Annotated in this window: 20 protein-coding genes; 3 read left to right on the top strand and 17 right to left on the bottom strand. The window is 65.1% G+C overall.

Annotation, left to right across the window (positions count from 1 at the left end):
* Position 1 precedes the first annotated feature (1 nt).
* From K6T56_07345 to K6T56_07405, 13 genes are all read right to left on the bottom strand, one after another.
* Positions 2-1,624, bottom strand: a complete 1,623-nt coding sequence (locus tag K6T56_07345; protein MCL6556155.1) for a LysM peptidoglycan-binding domain-containing protein — start codon at positions 1,622-1,624, stop codon at positions 2-4.
* 111 nt (positions 1,625-1,735) lie between these two features.
* Entirely contained in the window at positions 1,736-2,641 is a 906-nt protein-coding gene (flgL, locus tag K6T56_07350; GenBank protein ID MCL6556156.1) for a flagellar hook-associated protein FlgL, read from the bottom strand.
* Positions 2,642-2,653: 12 nt separating this feature from the next.
* On the bottom strand, positions 2,654-4,588 hold the full coding sequence (gene flgK / locus K6T56_07355; protein ID MCL6556157.1) for a flagellar hook-associated protein FlgK: 1,935 nt from the start codon (positions 4,586-4,588) through the stop codon (positions 2,654-2,656).
* Positions 4,589-4,664: 76 nt separating this feature from the next.
* Positions 4,665-5,564 carry a flagellar assembly peptidoglycan hydrolase FlgJ gene (gene flgJ, locus K6T56_07360; protein MCL6556158.1) on the bottom strand — a complete coding sequence of 300 codons (900 nt, stop codon included), beginning with the start codon at positions 5,562-5,564 and terminating at the stop codon, positions 4,665-4,667.
* The gene (locus K6T56_07365; GenBank protein ID MCL6556159.1) at positions 5,564-6,670 is read right to left on the bottom strand and encodes a flagellar basal body P-ring protein FlgI; all 1,107 of its coding nucleotides are present in this window, start codon (positions 6,668-6,670) and stop codon (positions 5,564-5,566) included. Before K6T56_07365 ends, flgJ begins: the two co-directional genes overlap by 1 nt.
* A gap of 12 nt (positions 6,671-6,682) precedes the next feature.
* Positions 6,683-7,339 (bottom strand): flagellar basal body L-ring protein FlgH, encoded by a 657-nt coding sequence (locus tag K6T56_07370; protein ID MCL6556160.1) that lies wholly within the window; start codon positions 7,337-7,339, stop codon positions 6,683-6,685.
* Between the two features lie 9 nt (positions 7,340-7,348).
* Positions 7,349-8,131 (bottom strand): flagellar basal-body rod protein FlgG, encoded by a 783-nt coding sequence (flgG, locus tag K6T56_07375; GenBank protein MCL6556161.1) that lies wholly within the window; start codon positions 8,129-8,131, stop codon positions 7,349-7,351.
* Positions 8,132-8,137: 6 nt separating this feature from the next.
* On the bottom strand, positions 8,138-8,881 hold the full coding sequence (locus K6T56_07380; GenBank protein MCL6556162.1) for a flagellar basal body rod protein FlgF: 744 nt from the start codon (positions 8,879-8,881) through the stop codon (positions 8,138-8,140).
* Between the two features lie 10 nt (positions 8,882-8,891).
* Positions 8,892-10,124, bottom strand: a complete 1,233-nt coding sequence (gene flgE / locus K6T56_07385) for a flagellar hook protein FlgE (protein MCL6556163.1) — start codon at positions 10,122-10,124, stop codon at positions 8,892-8,894.
* Positions 10,125-10,146: 22 nt separating this feature from the next.
* A complete protein-coding gene (locus K6T56_07390) occupies positions 10,147-10,800 on the bottom strand; it encodes a flagellar hook assembly protein FlgD (protein MCL6556164.1) in 654 nt (217 codons plus the stop codon).
* A gap of 11 nt (positions 10,801-10,811) precedes the next feature.
* Positions 10,812-11,225, bottom strand: coding sequence for a flagellar basal body rod protein FlgC (flgC, locus tag K6T56_07395; GenBank protein ID MCL6556165.1), 414 nt, complete (start codon positions 11,223-11,225; stop codon positions 10,812-10,814).
* 9 nt (positions 11,226-11,234) lie between these two features.
* Entirely contained in the window at positions 11,235-11,627 is a 393-nt protein-coding gene (gene flgB, locus K6T56_07400) for a flagellar basal body rod protein FlgB (GenBank protein ID MCL6556166.1), read from the bottom strand.
* Between the two features lie 152 nt (positions 11,628-11,779).
* A complete protein-coding gene (locus K6T56_07405; protein MCL6556167.1) occupies positions 11,780-13,582 on the bottom strand; it encodes a GGDEF domain-containing protein in 1,803 nt (600 codons plus the stop codon).
* A 96-nt stretch (positions 13,583-13,678) separates the two neighbouring features.
* On the opposite strand from K6T56_07405, the gene flgA reads away from it, so the two are divergent.
* From flgA to K6T56_07420, 3 genes are all read left to right on the top strand, one after another.
* The gene (gene flgA, locus K6T56_07410; GenBank protein ID MCL6556168.1) at positions 13,679-14,356 is read left to right on the top strand and encodes a flagellar basal body P-ring formation protein FlgA; all 678 of its coding nucleotides are present in this window, start codon (positions 13,679-13,681) and stop codon (positions 14,354-14,356) included.
* A 224-nt stretch (positions 14,357-14,580) separates the two neighbouring features.
* The gene (gene flgM / locus K6T56_07415) at positions 14,581-14,898 is read left to right on the top strand and encodes a flagellar biosynthesis anti-sigma factor FlgM (GenBank protein ID MCL6556169.1); all 318 of its coding nucleotides are present in this window, start codon (positions 14,581-14,583) and stop codon (positions 14,896-14,898) included.
* Between the two features lie 4 nt (positions 14,899-14,902).
* On the top strand, positions 14,903-15,394 hold the full coding sequence (locus K6T56_07420) for a flagellar protein FlgN (GenBank protein ID MCL6556170.1): 492 nt from the start codon (positions 14,903-14,905) through the stop codon (positions 15,392-15,394).
* A 9-nt stretch (positions 15,395-15,403) separates the two neighbouring features.
* On the opposite strand, the gene motD is transcribed toward K6T56_07420, so the two are convergent.
* The 4 genes from motD to K6T56_07440 form a co-directional block, all read right to left on the bottom strand.
* Positions 15,404-16,219, bottom strand: coding sequence for a flagellar motor protein MotD (gene motD, locus K6T56_07425; protein MCL6556171.1), 816 nt, complete (start codon positions 16,217-16,219; stop codon positions 15,404-15,406).
* A 119-nt stretch (positions 16,220-16,338) separates the two neighbouring features.
* A complete protein-coding gene (locus K6T56_07430; protein MCL6556172.1) occupies positions 16,339-17,079 on the bottom strand; it encodes a flagellar motor protein in 741 nt (246 codons plus the stop codon).
* Positions 17,080-17,131: 52 nt separating this feature from the next.
* Complete coding sequence (locus K6T56_07435; GenBank protein MCL6556173.1) at positions 17,132-18,034, bottom strand: RNA polymerase sigma factor FliA; 903 nt, start codon at positions 18,032-18,034, stop codon at positions 17,132-17,134.
* Complete coding sequence (locus tag K6T56_07440) at positions 17,950-18,810, bottom strand: hypothetical protein (GenBank protein MCL6556174.1); 861 nt, start codon at positions 18,808-18,810, stop codon at positions 17,950-17,952. The genes K6T56_07435 and K6T56_07440 overlap by 85 nt, the downstream gene beginning before the upstream one ends.
* Positions 18,811-18,813: the final 3 nt, after the last annotated feature.

Genomic DNA, 18,813 nt, shown 5'->3' on the forward strand with positions numbered 1-18,813 from the left:
GTCAGCCGGCGCGGGCGAGGACGAGCACGTCGCCGGGCTGGATGCGATCTTTGCGGCCCAGCCTGTTCCAGCGGCGCAGATCATCCACTTCCACGTCGAAGCGCTGGGCGATGCCATAAAGGGTGTCGCCACGGCGCACCGTGTAGCGGAGGGGACGGCTGGGCTCGCGGGCCGCTTTCCTGCTCAAGGGTTTGCCCGCTTCAAGGGGTTTTGCCTGCGCGAGCTTGAGCGGAGCGGCTGCCACGACGAGCTTCTGGTTGGGGACAAGCCGCGTCGAAGTCAGCCGATTCCACGCTTTCAGTTGTTCTACCGTCAGCCCGTGTTTGCGCGCGATGGTGGCCAGGGTATCGCCGCGGCGCACCACATAGGTGATCTGCCGGGGGGACGCTTCATCCCTGCTCGCCGAAGCCACATCGGATGCTTTTTTCTCCGCCGTTGCCGGCACCAGCAAAAGCTGCCCATGGCTTAAGCGACGGGTGCGGGCATCGAGACTGTTGACCTCCCGCAGACGGGCCAGGCTGATGCCATAGCGGCGGGCGATGCTGTCCAGACGTTCCCCCCTTCTGCCTTGGTAGGGCTGCCAAGAGACCAGGGGTTTGCCGTAGTTTTCCAGGTTGCGCGCGAACACCTCCGCCTTGTCCACGGGCAGAAGCAGGGTGGTGGGTTCCCGGACGTGGATGATGGGACGGTTGTAATGGGGATTGAGGGAAAGGAACTCGGATAGGGGGATTTCTGCCAACCGCGCCGCCACTGCCACGTCCATGTGCTGGTTCAGGGTGATCTGGGCGAAATAGGGCGCGTTGGGCAGCGGGCCGAGATTGGCGGAAAAATCCTGCGGCCGCTGGATGAGATGTTTGACGGCGAGCAGGCGGGGCACGTAATTGGCCGTTTCCACCGGCAGGCGCAGGCTCAGGTAATCGGTGGGGAGTCCCTGGGCCTGGTTGCGGGCGATGGCGCGGCTCAGGTTGCCTTCGCCCCAATTGTAGGCCGCAAGCGCCAAGTGCCAGTCGCCGAACAGGGCATAAAGTTTCTGCAGGTAGTCGAGGGCCGCCCGGGTGGCGGCGAGCACCTCGCGGCGCTGATCCACCCACCAGTTCTGCTGCAGGCCGAAGGTGCGCCCCGTGCCCGGCATGAATTGCCAGATGCCGGCGGCTCTGGCGCGCGAATAGGCCTGCGGGTTGAAGGCGCTCTCGATCATGGGCAGCAAGGCGATCTCCGTGGGCATGCCGCGGCGTTCCACTTCCTCCACGATGTAGAAGAGATAACGCCGGCTGCGCTCCAGCATCCTCGCCACGTATTCGGGACGCTCCGCATACCAGGCTTCGTTTTCCGCCACCAGCGGTGTGTCCAGCTCGGGCAGGGCGAAGCCGGCGCGAAGCCGCGCCCATAAATCGGTGCGCGGGTCCCCTTGGCCCTCGATGGCGCGTAGCAGGGGTTCGATGGTATCGGGCGGACTCTCGATGCTGATGATGCTGGGCGATTCTTCTTCCGCCGCCGCCTCCGGCTGGCCCAGATGGGCGAGCTGGGTGATCCCCGCGGCGGGCTCGGTTGCCTCGCCGGCGTAAGCCAGGAGGGGGGAAGCGAGCAAAGAAAGGCAGAGGAAGAGACGGCGAACTCGGGCCATGTGTTGTGGTTCTTGTCCGGGCGGGTGGCCGCATGGTAAACGCCCACGACCCTCCGGGTCAAGGCGCCGCCGCCGGGGCTTTTGGCCCGGCACTTGGGCAGGACATGCGCCTCAGCCTCCGAGATAGTTGAAGAGGGAGAGTTGGCTTACGGCGAGGAAGGATTTCTGCGCCGCTTCCAGCGAGGTCTGGGTGCGGGTGAGATCGGTGATGGCCTTGGTGTAGTCGAGGTCCATCAGGACGGATAGCGTCGCCTGGTATTGCAGGACGCTGTCGGCATGGGTGCCGTCGGTGGCATCCAACTCCCGCAGTCGCGCACCCACGCCGGCGCGCACGCGCAGGACGTTGCCCAGGGCATTGTCCAATCCGGACAGGGCCGCGCTCAATTGGGCGGGCGTGATGCTGCCGCTACCCAGTTGGTTGATGAGATCGTCCAGGGTCTTGAAAACATCCTGCCCCGGCACGCCCGGCTGGAAGATGTCCTGCCCGTTGTCGTTGATGGCGATGCGGCGAGAGGCAGAAATCTGCACGCTGCGCACGCCGGTGTCGCCGGCATACACACCGGGTCCGGAGGATTGCGTGAAGGGCTTGACGTTGCTTTTATAGCCGGCGAAGAGGTATTGGCCATCTCCATTCTGGGTATTGGCCAGACCCAGCAGTTCCTGATAGCGGCCCTTGAGTTCCGTGGCCAGGGCCTTGAGGTTGTCCGGGGAGAGGGTGGGGTTGCCGGCATTGACCGCGGTCACCTTGGCGTCCTGGATGACCCGGGTGATTTGTGCGAGGACCTTGTCTTCCAGGCTCAAGGCATTGGTGGCATGGGTGATATTGGCCTGGTATTGCTGGGCAACACTCAGCGACTGCTTGAGCTGCAGGCTTTGTGCACTGGCCACCGGGTCATCGCTGGGCGCCAGCACACGCCGGCCCGCGGCCAGTTGCTGCTGAGTTTTGACGAGTTCCGCCATCCGGTTCTGGATGGCGGAAACGCCCAGTTCATAGATCATGCCGCTGCTGATACGCATGGTGAACCTCCCTCAGCGGAGCTCAAGAATCGTTTCGAAAAGCAGGCTGCCGGTCTGGATCACCTTCGCCGCGGCCTGATAGGCCTGCTGGTAGCGGAGCAGATTGGCCGCCTCCTCGTCGAGATTCACCCCCGAGAGCTCCTGCTGCGCCTGTTTGGTCTGGGTGAGCAGCGCGGCCTGGGCCTTGGCGTTGATCTGGACTTCCTGGGAGCGCGTGCCCACCGCGCTCACCATCTGGCTGTAGGCGCCCTGATAGGTGGCGGTGAAGCCGGCAACGAGGTTGCGGATTTGCAGCGCGGCAAGCTCCAGCGCATTGCGGCCGTCGGCGATGCCGCCCGTGTTGGGGCCGATGGTGAAGGTGTCGCCGGCAGCCGGCGAGCCGTTGATCTGGACGATCCAGCCGTTGTAGCTGATGTTGGCCCCTGGTGTGTAGGTCAGCCCCGTGGGGTTTCCCGTTCCTGTCCCCGTGACATCGTAGGTGGTGGGACTGGTGAAGGTGATGGTCACCGGCTGGAGCAGGTTGGGATTGAGGGGCGGCTGGCTGGTGGCATCCACGGTGCCCGGCGTGATGGTGCCGCTGCCCGTGTTGGAAGCGCTTGCCTGGGCTCGAATGGGGGCGGCGGCGGCGATCCGGTTCACGTCGGTGATGGCAACAGAAACATCCCGCGCGCCATAGCGGGTGGGCAGCACGAGGAAGCTGTCTCCATCATTGGGGGTGCCACTCATGGAAAGCACGAGGCCGGGGATGGCGGTGGCCAGCGTACCCGGGGCAACGACGCTGCTCGTGTGGTTGAGCAGATCCTCGACCAGATAGTCATTGGTGCCGGACCGGTAGGTGAGCCGGTAGCTGCCCGTGGTGAGTGCAGCAGCCCCGGCATTGGTGGTGTCAAGGGTGGCGGTGAGAATGCCGCTCCCCGTGTTGTTGCTGCTTGCCTTTGCCGTGGGGGAAGTGCTGGCAATGGTGAAGAAATTGCCACCCAGGGCACCCAGCAGGTCCTGCCCCAAGCGATGCTGGTTGTTGAAGGTCTCGGCAAGCACCAGAGCGACGCGACCCAGGCCGTTCTGCGCCGCCTCCAGCACTTCGCGCCGGAAGGCGAGCAGCCCGCCCAGGCGGCCGCCGGTGAGGTCGCTTTCATTGAGGGGAATCTGTCCACTGCTGCCCGCTTTGAGCACCACCTCCAGGTTGTCGGCATCGAGGGGCGAGCGGACGGCGGCGAGCTGGAAGGCCACCTGTCCCACCACCAGGGGCTGGCCGTTGCCGATGAAGACATTGAAGGTGCCGTCGTCCTGTTTCACCACGCTGGCCCGGACCCGCTCGTTCAATTCGGCAATGAGCTGGTCCCGTTGATCGAGAAGATCGTTGGGGGGTTGCCGGTTGGTGTTGAGGGCGAGCACGATTTTCTCGTTGATCTGGGCGATCTGGCTGGCGTAGCTATTGATTTCCGCCGTCACCGCGGCAAGCTGGGTGTTCACCCCCTGGCGGATGCCCTGCAGTCTCTCATCCAGCGCATGGAAGCGGGCGACGAGGGCCTCCGCGCTGGAAAGCATGAGCTGGCGCGCCGGCACCGAGGCGGGATCGTTGGCCACGGTATGGACGGCGGTGAAGAACTGCTGCAACGCCGGCGCGAGCCCCGAGTCGGGGTCGCCGAGGAGGTTGTCCACCTGGCGCACCTGGAAGGAATAGGTGTCGAAAAAGGCGCTCTGGGCCGTGGCCGCCAGCACCTGGTTGTCCAGGAACTCGTTGTAGATGCGCTTGACGGTGTCCACCTTCGCCCCCTGGCCCAGCCAGCCGGCGCCGGTGCTGAAGGGAAGAAGGGTGGACTGGGTGATCTGTTGCCGGTGAAAGCCCGGGGTGTTCACATTGGCGATGTTGTGCTGGGTGGTCACCAGGCCATATTGGGCCACGTTGAGGGCACGCACGCCGATATCGATGATGCTGCTGGTCATGACCGGTCTCCCGTCGAGACCGGGCTCTGCCCGGTTTCGACCATTGGGTTAACGGCAGGGCGGGGGATTTCTTGAATCACGCCAGGGCCTCCCGGAACAGGCTGCTCGTCATCACCCGCGCAAGCTTCTCTTCATAGGCCGGATCGGTGGCATAGCCCGCCTCCCGCAAGGCCCTGGCGAAGGTGGCAAAGTCGGCGGCGCCCACGGCGGCCGCGTAGCGGCGGGATTGGGTCAAAAGCCGCGCATAGTCGGCGAAGGCTTCGGCATAGGAGGAGTAGGCGCGGAAGCGGGCCGTGCGGAGCCTGGGCAGGCCGTTTTCGTATTCCGTGGTGGTGACCTCCACACTGGGACCGGACCAGTCTGCCCCGGCCTTGATGCCGAACACATTGTGACTTGCGCGCCCATCGGGCAGCCGTATTTGCCGCTGTCCCCAACCGGATTCCAGCGCCGCCTGGGCGACCAGGAAGGCTGGGGGAACCCTGACCTGACGCGCTGCGGCCACAGCCGGCTCCCAGACTGCCTCGACGAAGGCCTTTGCCGTCGCCGGGCGCGGCGCGGCTGGAAGGAGGGGAGTGATGTCGCTGCCCGGCAACTCACCCTTTACGGGAGGGGCTGGGGGCTGCCGGCGCAGGGGCAATGCCTCCGGTGAGGCCGCAGGCGCATGGGGCGCGCGGGTTTGGGCCTGCAGCTGGGCGGCGAGTTTATCGGCAAGCCCCAGCCCCTTGCCCGACTGAACGAGGCTGCGGGCAAGCTGCTGATCCGCCAGTTCGCGATAGAGGCGGGTGGCCTCACTGTCCAGGGGACCGCCCGGGATGCTGGCGCGCATGTTTCTGAGCATGAGCTCGAGAAAAAGGCTTTCGAATTCTCGGGCGATGTCCTTCAGGCTGGAGGTCTCCTCCACCGTCGCCTTGCGCCGCAGGGCGGTGATCGCCCGCGGGTCGGCGGCAAGCAAAGGGGCATCGGCGAGGGGAAGCATCAGATGATCTCCAGTTCGGCGCGCAGGGCACCCGCCGCCTTCATCGCCTGCAGGATGGCGAGCAGGTCCTGGGGGGTGGCCCCCACCGCATTCAAAGCCTTCACCACTTCGGCGAGATTGACACTGGTGGGGATGGTGACGAGATTGCCTTTTTCCGCTTTCACCTCGATTCTCGCCTGCTCGGTGACCACGGTCTGACCGCCGGCCAGGGGCGCGGGCTGACTCACGCGGGGCTCGCTGGTGATGGTCACCGACAAATTGCCATGGGCCACGGCGCAGGTGTCCACCTGCACGGCCTGATTCATGACCACCGAGCCGGTGCGGGCGTTGAGCACCACCTTGGCCGGGGCATCGCCGCCGATCACGTTGAGGTTCTCCACCTGGGCGAGGAAGGCCACCCGGGCACTGGCCTCGCGGGGGGCGCGCACCTGGATGAGGCGCCCGTCCAGGGCTGTCGCCATGCCGGGGCCGAAGGCGTTGTTGATGGATTGCACGACGCGGTTGGCGGTGGTGAAGTCGGCCTGGTTGAGCTCCAGATGCACCACGTCCCCCTGGCCCAGGGGCGTGGGCACGACGCGTTCCACGGTGGCGCCGGCGGGAATGCGCCCCGCGCTCAGGTGGTTGACGGTGACACTGCTGCCCGCCGCCGCGGCGCCGGCTCCGCTGACCAGGACATTGCCCTGGGCGATGGCATAGACCTGCCCGTCGGCACCCTTGAGGGGCGTCATGAGCAGGGTGCCACCGCGCAGGCTTTTCGCATTGCCGAGGGAGGAGACGGTCACGTCGATGGTCTGCCCCGGCTTGGCAAAGGGCGGCAGGCTCGCCGTGACCATCACCGCGGCGACGTTCTTGAGTTGCAGGCCTCCCGCCACCGAGGGCGGCAGGTTCACGCCGAGCTGGGTCAGCATGTTGGCGATGCTTTGCACCGTGAACGGCGTCTGGGTGGTCTGGTCGCCGCTGCCGTCCAGCCCCACCACCAGGCCGTAACCGATGAGCTGATTGCTGCGCACCCCCTGCACCATGGCCAGATCCTTGATGCGTTCCGCCGCGGCAAGGGCCGGCAAAAAGGTGAGGAGCAGGAGGATGAGGATGCGACGGGTCGCCATGGCATGGCCTCCTCAGAAGGGCAGGAAGGTGAGGAAGAAGCGGGCGAGCCAGCCCATGATCTGGGCCTCGTCCACATAGCCGCTGCCCCGGTACTCGATGCGGGCATCCGCCACCTGGGTGGAGGAGACGGTGTTGCCGAAGCCAATGGTGGCAGGATCCACCACGCCGGAGAAGCGGATGTATTCCGTGCCCTGGTTGATGCCCAGTTGTTTCTCCCCGGAGACCAGGAGATTGCCGTTGGGCAGCACCTCGATCACCGTCACCGTGATGGTGCCGGTGAAGGTGTCACTGCTGTTGCTTTCTCCCTTGCCTTCGAATTTGTGGTTGCCGGAAGTGGACAACTCCATGCCCTGGAAGGACTTGCCGGGCAGACCGAGGATGGTGGGTACACTGACCGCATTGCTGCTCTGGCGGCTGGCGGAACTATTGCCTTTCTTCGTCGCCGCCGTCTTCTCGTTGATCTGGATGGTGAGGATGTCGCCCACATTGCGTGCCCGCTTCATCTCGAAGAGGGAAAGCGCCGTATTGGCGGAATAGATGGCGCCATCGGTTCTCTCCGGGGCCGCTGCCGGCGCGGGCCGCGCCGTCATGGGCTGGTGCACGTTGGTGGGGGGCACGGTGCTGCAGGCGGTGGTCAGAAAGGCGGCGAGGAGAAGCAGGCGTTTCATGGTGTCACCTCACAGTTGCGCTAGGCGCTGCAGCATCTGGTCGGAGGCGGTGATGGCGCGCGAATTGAGTTCGAAGGCCCGCTGCGCCTCGATCATTTTCACCAGTTCCTCCGCCACATTGACGTTCGAGGTTTCCAGGTAGCCCTGGTTGAGCACGCCCAGCCCGTTGGTGCCGGGCGTGTTGGTGGAGGGCGCGCCGGAGGCGGCGGTTTCCAGATAGAGGTTTTCCCCCATGCCTTGCAGACCGGCGGGATTGATGAAACTCGCCAGTTGCAGCTGGCCCACCTGCACCGGTGTGGGATTGCCCGCCTGCTGCACGGAAATGATGCCGTCAGGGCTCACGGTGATGCTCAAGGTGTTGGCGGGGATGGTGATGGCCGGCGCAACGGTGTAGCCGCTTGCCGTCACCAACTGACCCTGGCTGTTGATCTGGAAAGACCCATCGCGGGTGTAGGCCGTCGTGCCATCGGGCAGGGTGATCTGGAAAAAGCCGTTGCCGTTGATGGCGAGGTCGAGGGGGTTGCCCGTCTGGGTGAGGTTGCCCTGGGTGAAGATGCGTTCCGTGGCGATGGGGCGCACCCCGGTACCCAGTTGCAGGCCGGAGGGAATCTCCGACTGCTGGGAGGATTTCGCCCCGGGCTGGCGCAGGGTCTGGTAGAGCAGGTCCTCGAACACGGCACGGCTGCGCTTGAAGCCGGTGGTGCTGACGTTGGCGAGATTGTTGGCGACCACGTCGATGTTGAGCTGCTGGGCATCGAGCCCGGTCTTGGCGATCCAGAGGGAACGAATCATGATGCGTTATCCATTGAGGTTGAGCAGGGCCGCGGCCTTGGCGGCATTCTGTTCGGCGTTTTGCAAAAGCTTCATCTGCATGTCGAACTGACGCTGCAGGGAGATGAGGCTCACCAGGATTTCCGCCGGATTCACGTTGCTGGTCTCCAGCGCCCCCACGTGCAGGAACACCGTGTCATCGGCTGGCGCACGTCCCCCGTTGGCCAACCGGAACAGGCCATCCTCGCCCCGCACCAGGTCGCCCTCCGGCGGGTTGACCAGCTTGATGCGTCCCACCTCGGTGAGCTGGTTTTTCTGATTGGTGCCGGGCACCGTCGACAGGGTGCCGTCCTTGGCGATGGTGAGCTCCGTATCCGGCGGCACGGAAATGGGGCCAGCATCCGAAAGCACATTGAAACCGTCCCGGGTCTGCAGCACGCCATTGGCGGTGAGCTGCAGGCTGCCATTGCGGGTATAGGCCTCGGAACCATCCGGCGCCTGCACGGCGATCCAGCCGCGGCCATTGATGGCCACATCCAGAGGCCGCCCCGTGGTCTGGATGACACCGGGCCGGAAATCCGTTCCCACCGTGGCATCCACCGCATAGGTGCGGGTGGGCAGCAACGCGCCCACCACGGGCACGGCGCGGAAGGCGTCGAGCTGCGCCCGGAAGCCCGGTGTGCTGATATTGGCCAGGTTGTGGCTGTTGGTGGCCTGCTGCGCCAGCACGTTGCGGGCCCCAGTCATGGCGAGATAAATGAGGCGGTCCATGGTTCAGCGCTTAGCGCAGGTTGACCAGGGTCTGCAGCACGGCGTCCTGGGTCTTGATGGTTTGCGCATTGGCCTGGTACACCCGCTGGGCGGTGATCATGGCCACCAGCTCCGCGGTGAGGTCCACCGTCGAATCCTCGGTGGCGGAGGACTGCACCACGCCCAGGCTGCCTGTGCCCGGTGCCCCCACCAGGGGTTGACCGGAAGCCGCGGTTTCGGCGTAGAGGGTGTTGCCCAGGGGCTGCAGGCCCTGGGGATTGGTGAAGTTGGCCAGCACCACCTGACCCTGCGGCTTGTTCTGGCCATTGGAATAGCGGGCCTGGATCACGCCTTTGTCATCAATGGCAAAACCGGTCAGGCGTCCCGAGGTGTAGCCATCCTGGGTGATGGCATTCACCGAGAAGGGACTGCCGAACTGGGTGGAGCCGGTGAAATCCAGAGTGAAATTGAGGGCGGCCGCCCCTGTGCCCAGGGTGCCGGCGGGGATGGTGATCGCCGTCGGCGTCCAGCCTGTCAGCGCGCCTGCCGTATCAAAGTTGAGCGTGGTGGTGGGTGTGGGGCTGAGCAGGGTGGTGGTGCCCGCCGGGTTGGTCAGGCTGGTGTAGACCTCCCAGGTATTGCTTGCCGTCTTGCGGAAATAGAAGGTGTAGGTCTGCGCATTGCCCAGGCTGTCGTAGAGGGTCATGGAGGTGGAGCTGTTGTAGGTGGTGGGGTCCAGATAGTTGAACGGGTTGGTGGGCGGCGTCTGCCGCGAATCCAGATTCACCAGCACATTGGCATTGGCAGTGGCGGAGGGGGCAATGTCGGCCTGGGAAAGCTGCAGATTCACCAGCGCGCCGGGCAGAATCTGGCCCAGGGAATTGGCGGCGTAACCGGTGAGTTTCTCCCCGGCGGCGGTGACGATGTAGCCGTCCTTGTCCAACTGGAACTGGCCATTGCGGGTGTAGTAGATGGTGCCCTGCTGATCCACCCGGAAAAAGCCCTTGCCATTGATGGCGATGTCCAGGGGATTGTTGGTGATGGTGATGTTGCCCTGGGTGAACTGGGTGGCGATGGTGGCCACCTTGGTGCCGATGCCCGCGGCAAGTCCCGTCGCGCCGGCGAGGGAGGCGGCATAGACATCGGCGAACTGCGCCTGGGAGGCCTTGAAGCCGACGGTGGAGGCGTTGGCTACGTTGTTACCGATCACATCCAGGCTCTTGGCCGCGGCATTCAGTCCGGAAAGTCCTTGCTGGAAGCTCATGGTGTTCTCCTTCTCGGCTCGGCTACATGATCTGTTTGATCTGGCTCAGGGTCACCGACCCCAGCCCAAGCAAATTGAGTTCCACGTTGTCCCGGTCGAGGCTCACGCTGGTCACCGTGCCGTGACTGAAGCGGGTCGCGGTCACCGGCTGGCCGTTTTGCGTGGCCTGGATTTCGAAGCGGTAAGTGCCCTCGGCGGCAGCGGTCCCGTCATCACGGAGGCCATCCCACTGGAAGACATTCATGCCCGCCGGCTGCGGCCCCAGGTCATTGGCATAGACGAGCTGGCCGTTGCCGTCCTTGATCTGCACCAGGACATGGTCGGCGGGGCCGGCGAGCTCGAAACCGGCCAGGGCCCTGCCGCCCGTCAGCAAAAGGAGGCTGCCCTCGGTGAGCACCCCGCGGCCAATCATGCCTGCCGCCTGCAGGGACTGGGCGGTGTTGAAGCTGGCGCTCAGGGATTGCAGAAGCTGGGCGAGCTTGTTGATGCCGGTGACCGTGGAAAGCTGGGCCATCTGCGAGGTGACCTGGGCATTGTCCAGGGGGTTCAAGGGATCCTGGTTGCGCATCTGGGCAATGAGGAGCTTCAGGAACCGGTCCTCGGTGGCGACCACGGTGTCAGTGGGGCGCACGCTGGAACCGGGTGTCGTGGCAGCAAGCGGGTTGATGGCAGTCATCATCCATCCTTTCACTGACCCAGGGTCAGCAGCTTGAGCATCATGGTTTTGGCGGTGTTCATGACGTCCACGTTGTTCTGGTAGGAGCGGGAGGCGGAAATCATGTTCACCATCTCGTCCACCACGTTGACGTTGGGATAGGTGACATAGCCATCCCGGTCGGCGGCGGGATGGCGGGGATCATAGACCCGGCGCAGGGGAGAGGGATCTTCCACCACCTCCCGCACCACCACCGCCGCGCCCTGGCTGAGACCCGCACCGCTTAGGGGGATGGCCTGGAAGACCACCTGTTTGGCCCGGTAGGGGCCGCCATTGGCGCTGGTGGCACTCTCCGCATTGGCCAGGTTGCTTGCCACCACGTTGAGGCGCTGGGACTGTGCGGTCAGGGCGCTGGCGGCGATGTTGAAGACATTGAAAAGGGACATGGGCGTGCCTCACTGGGTGCGCAGGGCGGCCTTGAGGTGTTGGATTTCCACGTTGAGCAGGCGCACGAGGGCTTCATAGCGCAGGGCGTTTTCCGCAAACTGGGCACGCTCCCGGTCCATGTCCACGGTATTGCCGTCGATGTTGCCCTGCACGTCGGTGCGATAGAGCACCGCTACGCCAAAGGGCCCGCTGTTGCTTGCCGTAAGATGGCGCGGATGGGTGGTGCGAAGCGCCGAGCCCGCCAGGGCCTGGTGCAAGGCCTGGCCGAAGTCGATGTCCACCGCCTTGTAATGGGGCGTATCGGCATTGGCGATGTTGGAGGCCAGCAATTGCTGGCGGTAACTCCGCAGCTTGAGCGCAACCGCATAGTCATCGAATGCGTGTTCCAGTTTGCCGATCATGGCGGTCCTCTTTGTCTCTTGGCTGCGAGAGCACTAGCAGCAAGCGTGCCAGGCGGCGGAGGTCATGGCCGCGGCGGGTTTTCCACTTCTGGATGGGGGTTTGTGGCGGGGCGGAAGAAAAACGGCAAGGGCGGCCGGCAAAGTTTGCCGGCTCAGGCGGTGGCGTTGCCGGCTGGGGCGGCAAAGACCCGGTTGCGCCCGGCCTGCTTGGCCCGATAGAGGGCTTCGTCGGCGCGGCTCAAAAGCGAGTCGGCGGATTCACGCCCTTCTCGCTGGGCCACGCCGGCGCTGAAGGTGATGAGGATGCGCTGGTTGTCGTGGAGGAAGAAGCGTTTGGTGAGCTCCCGCTGCAGGCGGGTCATGATTTTCACGGCCTCCTCAAGCGTGGTGTCGGGAAAGAGGATGACGAATTCCTCTCCGCCGTAACGGGCAACGGTATCGCTGGGCCGCAGGATTGCCTTGATTACCTGCGCCAGATGCCGCAGCGCCTGGTCGCCTGCCTCGTGTCCATAGGTGTCGTTGAGGCGTTTGAAATGGTCCACGTCGAGGAGAGCAATGGAAAGGGGCGTACCGTGGCGCTCGGAACGGGCGAATTCCCGGGCGAAGGCGTCTTCCAGGCCGCGGCGGTTCAGGGCGCCGGTGAGGTAATCCTGATAGACGAGGTCTGACACCTGCTCCAGTTCCGCCTCCAGTTGACGGATGCGGGCCTCCGCCGCCTCCACCTGTTGCCGCGCCGCCACCAGTTCGTCGTGGGAGCGGATCATGTCCAGATGCAGGCTGCGCGTGTCGGCGAGGATGTCCTGCAGCACCTGGTTGAGGGTGGGCAGGTCCTCGGTGTTGCTCAGGATTTCCGTGTAACGCTCGATCTTCCTGTGGTAGCCGCCGGTGCTTTCCGACATCTCGCCGATGCGTTCGATGAAGACGGTGACCAGATTCTTCAGGGTGGCCTTGGCCTCGTTGAGGCTGTGCTTGAGGGTGCTCTGTTTGAAGATGACTTCCTTGAACCGCTTCTCGGCATCGGCAATCACCCGGCTATCGAGGGGCTGGCGGATGATTTCCTGCACCACGATGAGCTGCCCCCGCAGCCATTGGTCGTCCAGCAAAAGCTCGCCGATGTTATCGATGACGAGCTCAAGCAGGCGCTTCAGTCCTTCGATGACGCCCGTTTCGGCCTCGGTCTGCAGTTCCACCTGGATCCAGAACTGCCGCATTGACCGGGCCAGGGCGGCGAAGGCTTCCGGGCTGCGGGCGACGCGTGCCTCGTCGGCAAGGCGCTCGGCCTCGCGCGCCAGCGCCGGCAGATGACCGAGACGCGGGCGCACGCCCTGGAGGAGGGCCTGGGCGAGGAGCTCCGCCAGGGAGGCGGCCAGATCCTCCGCTGCGGCGACGTTTACCGGCAAACCCCGGCGGTCTGCCGCCGGCTCGGCAGCAGGTTCAGCGGGGGCCGCAAGTTCGATGTCGCTGGCCACCGCGGCGCCTTCCGCCCAGGCACGGCTCAAAGCGGCAAGCTTGACCGCAAGCTCCTCCCCATTGCGGCCGAAGTTGATCAGCACCCGCTCCAGGGCCTCTTTCTTGCGCAGGGTGGTGAGACCCGGCTGTTTCAGGTCCCACTGGCGGATGAGCTCGCGGATGATCTCTGCCCAGTTGGCCTGCGCCTCGCCACGGGGTTGGACGAGGCCCTCCAGCGTGGTGGTGAACGCCTCCCAGTTGCGCTCCTCCACCGCCTTGGCGAGCTGGCGCAGCGGCCCACCCTGCGCCGGCAGGCGGCGGGCAAGGTTCTCCAGCACGCGGGCCAGATTTTCCTCCACCCCTTCCGCCGCGGCAGTTTGCGGTGCCAAGCCCGCCAGTTCCCGATAGATGCGCTGGTAATTCTCCGGTGTGGGGGCAATGCGCCGGGCGGCGAGCTGTTTCAGGGTTTCCCGGGCAAGCTCGGTGGGGTTGTTCGAAGGAGGCATGCTTCGGTCGCCGTGGGCGTGAACTGCTACAATCTTTGCGTGCGAAGGAGGTCGTGTTTTTTATTTCGGCGGGCCGCGCGTCCAACTTTAGCCCAGGTGTGGGCATGCTGTCAGCTCGCCTGGCTTGTTGCTGCCGGCATGGCGCAGGCCGAAATGCCTCCGCCTTCGGTGCGCCACGTGGTGGAGCAATTCGTGTTCCAGCAGCTCGCCGGCCAGCCGGGGCAGATCAGCGTGGAGGTGGGGGAGCTCGATAGAGGCCTCAATCTGCCCCGCTGCCAGCGGCTGGAGGCTTTTCTCCCCGCGGGGGTGCGTCTTTGGGGACAGGCCAATGTGGGGGTGCGGTGCGTGGCGGGGGCGAACTGGACCGCCTATGTCCCCGTCACCGTGCGCATCCAGGCACCGGTGGTGGTGGCGGCTCGGCCCTTGAGTGCCGGACGCACCCTGACCGCGGAAGACCTGTCGTTACAGACCCAGGATTTGACCCGACTGCCACCGGGCGTGCTCACGGATCCGGCGCAGGCCATGGGGCAGGTGCTGAATGTGGGCCTGATGCCGGGCTACCCCCTGCGGCAGGACATGCTGAAGGCGCCCCTGGTCATCCGCCAGGGTCAGGTGGTGAAGCTCATCGCCCAAGGGGGGGGATTCCGCGTCACTTCGGAAGGCCGCGCCCTCACCAATGCCGCTGCGGGTCAGACCGTGCAGGTGCGCACCTCAAGCGGCCAGACGGTGACCGGCACCGCCCGGGCGGATGGCAGCGTGGAGGTGGCCTTCTAGCGTCCCCCGCGGCGCTTGGTGGTACACTGTGGGGGTCAGCCCGGCCGTTGCCTGGTCCCGGAGTCGAGGCCGGGGCCGGGCCAAAAGCCTTGTGGATGGCGGCTTTGTGCCGGATGAGCGATTGCAGCTTTGTCATGCCTTTGGCTCAAGTTTCGCTGCCGACAGTCGAAATTCTAGCCAAGGCGGGCGGTGGTCCCGCTCACTCATCAGCGAAGGGACATGCCTTGAAAATCGACAACTCTTCCAAGCCGGTGGGCAAGCCCCAGGCCACGCAGGCGACGACCAAAAAATCGGGCGCCGGCGGGGCGAAGCGGGCTTCTTCTGGTTCCTCCTCGTCCGCGGAGAAAGTGGACATCACGCCCCTGTCCGCCCAGTTGCAGGCACTGGAGAGCAAGCTGGAACAGGTGGAAGTGGTGGACACGGCACGGGTCGAGGCCATCAAACAGGCCATCGCCGAAGGCCGCTTCAGGGTGAACCCGGACGCCATCGCCGACCGGCTCATCGCCACGGTCAAGGAAATGGTGCTCTCCCGCAAGGGCTAGCGCCATGTCCGGCCAACCCATCGTTGATGCCCTGCTCCCGCTGCTGCGGGAGGAACGGGATGGCTATCGCGCCTTTCTCGATCTCCTCAAGGAGGAACGAACTGCTCTCGAAGGCCGGGACCCGGACGCGCTGCTGGCGATTGCCCAACGCAAATCGGCAGAGGTGATGCGGCTAGGCCGGCTGGGGGAGGCACGCAACCAGGCGTTGCGCGCCCACACCGGTGCCACCGACCTGGCGGGCATCGAGGCCTGGTGCAGAAAGCTCGACGGGGCGACGGGCCGCACTGTGCTCACCCTCTGGCAGGAACTCCTCGACGCCGCGCGGGCAGCGCGTACCCTTAACGAGGAAAACGGCGCCCTGATCACGGTGCGGCTAAAGCACAACCAGCAGGCCCTTGCCATCCTCCGCGGTGCCGCGCCCTCGCTGCCACCCTTCTACGGGCCCGACGGCCAGCCCTGTGGCGCTTCCTCCGGCCGCCGCTTGGGCAAGGCCTGACACGCGACTTCACTCGCCGGCCTTGCCGTTGCCTTCGCCCAACACCCCGGCGATGGGAATGTCCTTCACCTTTTCCGGTGTTTCGGCAATGACCAGCATGGTGACGCGGCGGTTGCGTGCCCGGTTCTGTTCGTCCGTGTTGGGCAGCAGAGGCCGGTTGGCGGCGTAGCCCACCGCCACCAAGCGGTCGGGACTCACGCCGTTGGCCTCGAACAGTCGCACCACGCTGGCGGCGCGGGCGGTGGACAGCTCCCAGTTGGAAGGATAGAGGGGGGTGTTGATGGGGGTGTCGTCGGTGTGTCCCTCCACCTGGATTTTGTTGGGGATGCGGGCGAGGATCTGGGCCACGGCGGAAAGCACCTTCACCGGTTCCCCCTGCAGGGTGGCGGAGCCGGGCGGAAACAGCACTGCGGCATTGATTTCGATGGTCACCCCCCGCTGGCTCTGGGTGACGCGCACCTGCCCTTCCTTGACCAGGGGCGCCATCACCTGCAGCAAATCCTGGGCAATGCGTTTCATGTTTTCCGTCTGTTTGCGCAGGCGCGGATCCACTTCGGCATCCGGTTTCTTCACCGGCGCCGCTTTGATGGGCTGCGTGCCGGTGCCGGGGGAGAGCCGGGTTTCGAATTCGACGGGGTTGAGGGAGGAGGGCGCATTGCGGAAGGCGTTGAGCAGGGCATCCGACAGGACGCGATACTTGCCCTCGTTGATGGAGGAGATGGCGTACATCACCACGAAGAAGGCAAAGAGCAGGGTGATGAAATCGGCGTAGGAAACCAGCCAGCGTTCGAGGTTTTCGTGGTCCTGATGTTTTTTGCGGCGCATGGAAGTCCGGCGGTTTGGTCCCTTGGGGAAGCGGAGGCTTGCTGTGGGCAGCCCTGTTTGCGTCCCCCTCGCAAGGGGATGTAAACCCTTATCGGCGCACCCCCCGCTTTCTTGAGGCCCTAAGCCAGGAAGCCGCGCAGCTTGCGCTCGATGAGGCGCGGGTTTTCCCCATTGGCCACCGAGACCAGGCCTTCCACCAGCATGTGGCGCAGGGTGATCTCGCGGGCGATGATACCCTTCAGTTTGTTGGCAATGGGCAGAAACAGCAGGTTGGCCGAACCCACGCCATAGACCGTGGCGACGAAGGCGACGGCGATGCCCGCCCCCAGTTTGGAGGGGTCGGAGAGATTCTCCATGACGTGGATGAGCCCCAGCACCGCACCCAGGATGCCGATGGTGGGCGCGTAGCCGCCGGCGGACTCCCACACCCGCGCCGCCTGCCGCTGCTGTTCCTCATAGGCGTCGATTTCCAGTTGCAGCGTCTCCCGCAGGGTTTCCGGCTCGGCGCCATCGACGAGCATCTGCAGCCCTTTTTTCACGAAGGGGTCGGCGATTTCATCGATCACGGGTTCCAGGGCGAGCAGCCCGCCCTTGCGCGCCGTCGTGCTCCACTGGGTGATGGACTGGATGAGGGCATCGGCGGCGAGAGGCGGCGGCACGAAGACCCATTTGACCATGCGCATGCCGCGCAGGAAGGTGGGCAGGGTGCTCTGCAGCATGACCGCACCGGCGGTGCCACCGATGACGATGACGAAGGCCGTGACCTGCAGCAGGGAGCCCACATGCCCGCCTTCCAGAATCTGACCACCGATGATGGCGATGCCGGCGAGGAGGATGCCGACGATGCTGATGAAATCCATGATGGTCTAGGCGGCGGAAGAAAAGGAAGGGGAGAAAAGCCACATGGGGAAGTCAGCGGCGGGGTTCGATCCATTCGCGCAGCCGCGCTCGCAACCGCGCCACCGCCTGGGTGTGCAGCTGACAGACGCGGGATTCCGTCACGCCCAGCACCTCGCCGATCTCCCGCAGGTTGAGGTCCTGTTCGTAATACATGGCCATGACCAGGCGCTCCCTTTCCGGCAGGCCCTTGATCGCTTCGATGAGCTGCCGGCGGAAATCGCGGTCTTCCACCATGCGGAGGGGATCATCGCTGTCGGTGGCGTGGTGGCGTTCGAGGAAATCGGCGCCTTCGGCTTCCTGTAGGTCCTCGTAATAGACGAGCTGGTGGCCGCGCGCGTCGAGGAGCATCTGCTGGTAGTCGGCAAGGGAGACGCCCAGTTCCGCCGCCACCTCGGCTTCTGTGGGGGGACGCCTGAGCTTTTGTTCCAGTCTGCTGATGGCGGCTTCGATCTGGCGCAGATTCTTGCGCACCGTGCGCGGCAGCCAGTCTGCATGCCGCAGCTCATCCAGCATGGCGCCGCGGATACGCTGCACGGCATAGGTTTCGAACTGCGCGCCCTGGGTGCCATCGTAGTTGGCGGCGGCATCGAGCAAGCCGATCAGCCCGGCCTGGATGAGGTCGTCGACCTGGACGCTCGCCGGCAGACGCGTCATGAGATGGTAGGCGATGCGTTTGACCAGCGGGGCGAATTTCTCGACGTATTCCTCTTTTTTCAAACTGAAAACCTCAAATGAAGCCGCCCCAAAGGAACCTTCCGGCAGGTGCGCAAAGCCCGGGGAGCTCCCAAAGCGGCCGGCTGGGTGCCTCCCTTGTCGGCCGCTCAGGCGCCTTAGAGCGTTGCCAGCCGGCTTGCCGTCACCAGCCGGTGAAAGAGGCTTTCGGCTCTGCCCAGCTCCCCCTCCGGACGGGGCCATGCCTCCATGGCTTCCGCCAGCGCGCGGCAATCCTGTGTGGCGACACTGTCGGGAAACGCGGTCACCACGCCGCGGCCCAGGCGCCGCGCCCTTCCCACCTGCGCATCGGCGGCAAGCTTCCCCAGCCAGTCGAGGCGCACACCGAGAAAGCGGCCGGCCGTGTGCTGAAGGTTATTATAAATGGCCTGCCCGTCCAAACCAGCCTTGACTTTCGTCACCACCAGATGGAAGCGGCGCAAGGCAAAGCCTTGGGCGAGGCGTTTGAGGAGGCCGTAGGTGAGGGTGATGGCCCTGGCCTCTGGCGTGGTGACGAGCACAATTTCCTGCGCTGCGAGTGTCAGGGCACAGGCGGTTTCCCCCGCGCGTGGCAGAAGCAGCGCGAAATCGGTGGCCTCCGCCAGCGCAGCGAACTCTGCGGCAAGGGCCTCCTGGCTGCTTGCATCGAGGCGGGCAAGGCCTTCCATGGCCTGCCCCAGGACAAGCCAGCCGATGCCTTCGCCGCCATGACGCACGATTTCGGCGAGCCGCTTCTGTCCCCGCAGCACCGTCGTGAGGTCATGGCGGGGCGGTGGGGCGACCTCCTCGACCGGTGGCTCAGGGGCATCGCAGAGCACCAGCACGCGGCGGCCGCGGCGGGCTAAGGTGAGGGCGAGGTTTTCCACCAAGGCGGTGCGCCCCACTCCCTCCCGCGCGGCGCAGAAGGCGATCACCCGCAAAAAATCCGGTTGCAGCAGGCGCCGCAGACCTTCTGCCTGATCGTGGGCGAAGGGCCCCATTGC

This window comes from Burkholderiales bacterium (assembly GCA_023511995.1).
Classification (GTDB): Bacteria; Pseudomonadota; Gammaproteobacteria; order Burkholderiales; family Thiobacteraceae; genus Thiobacter.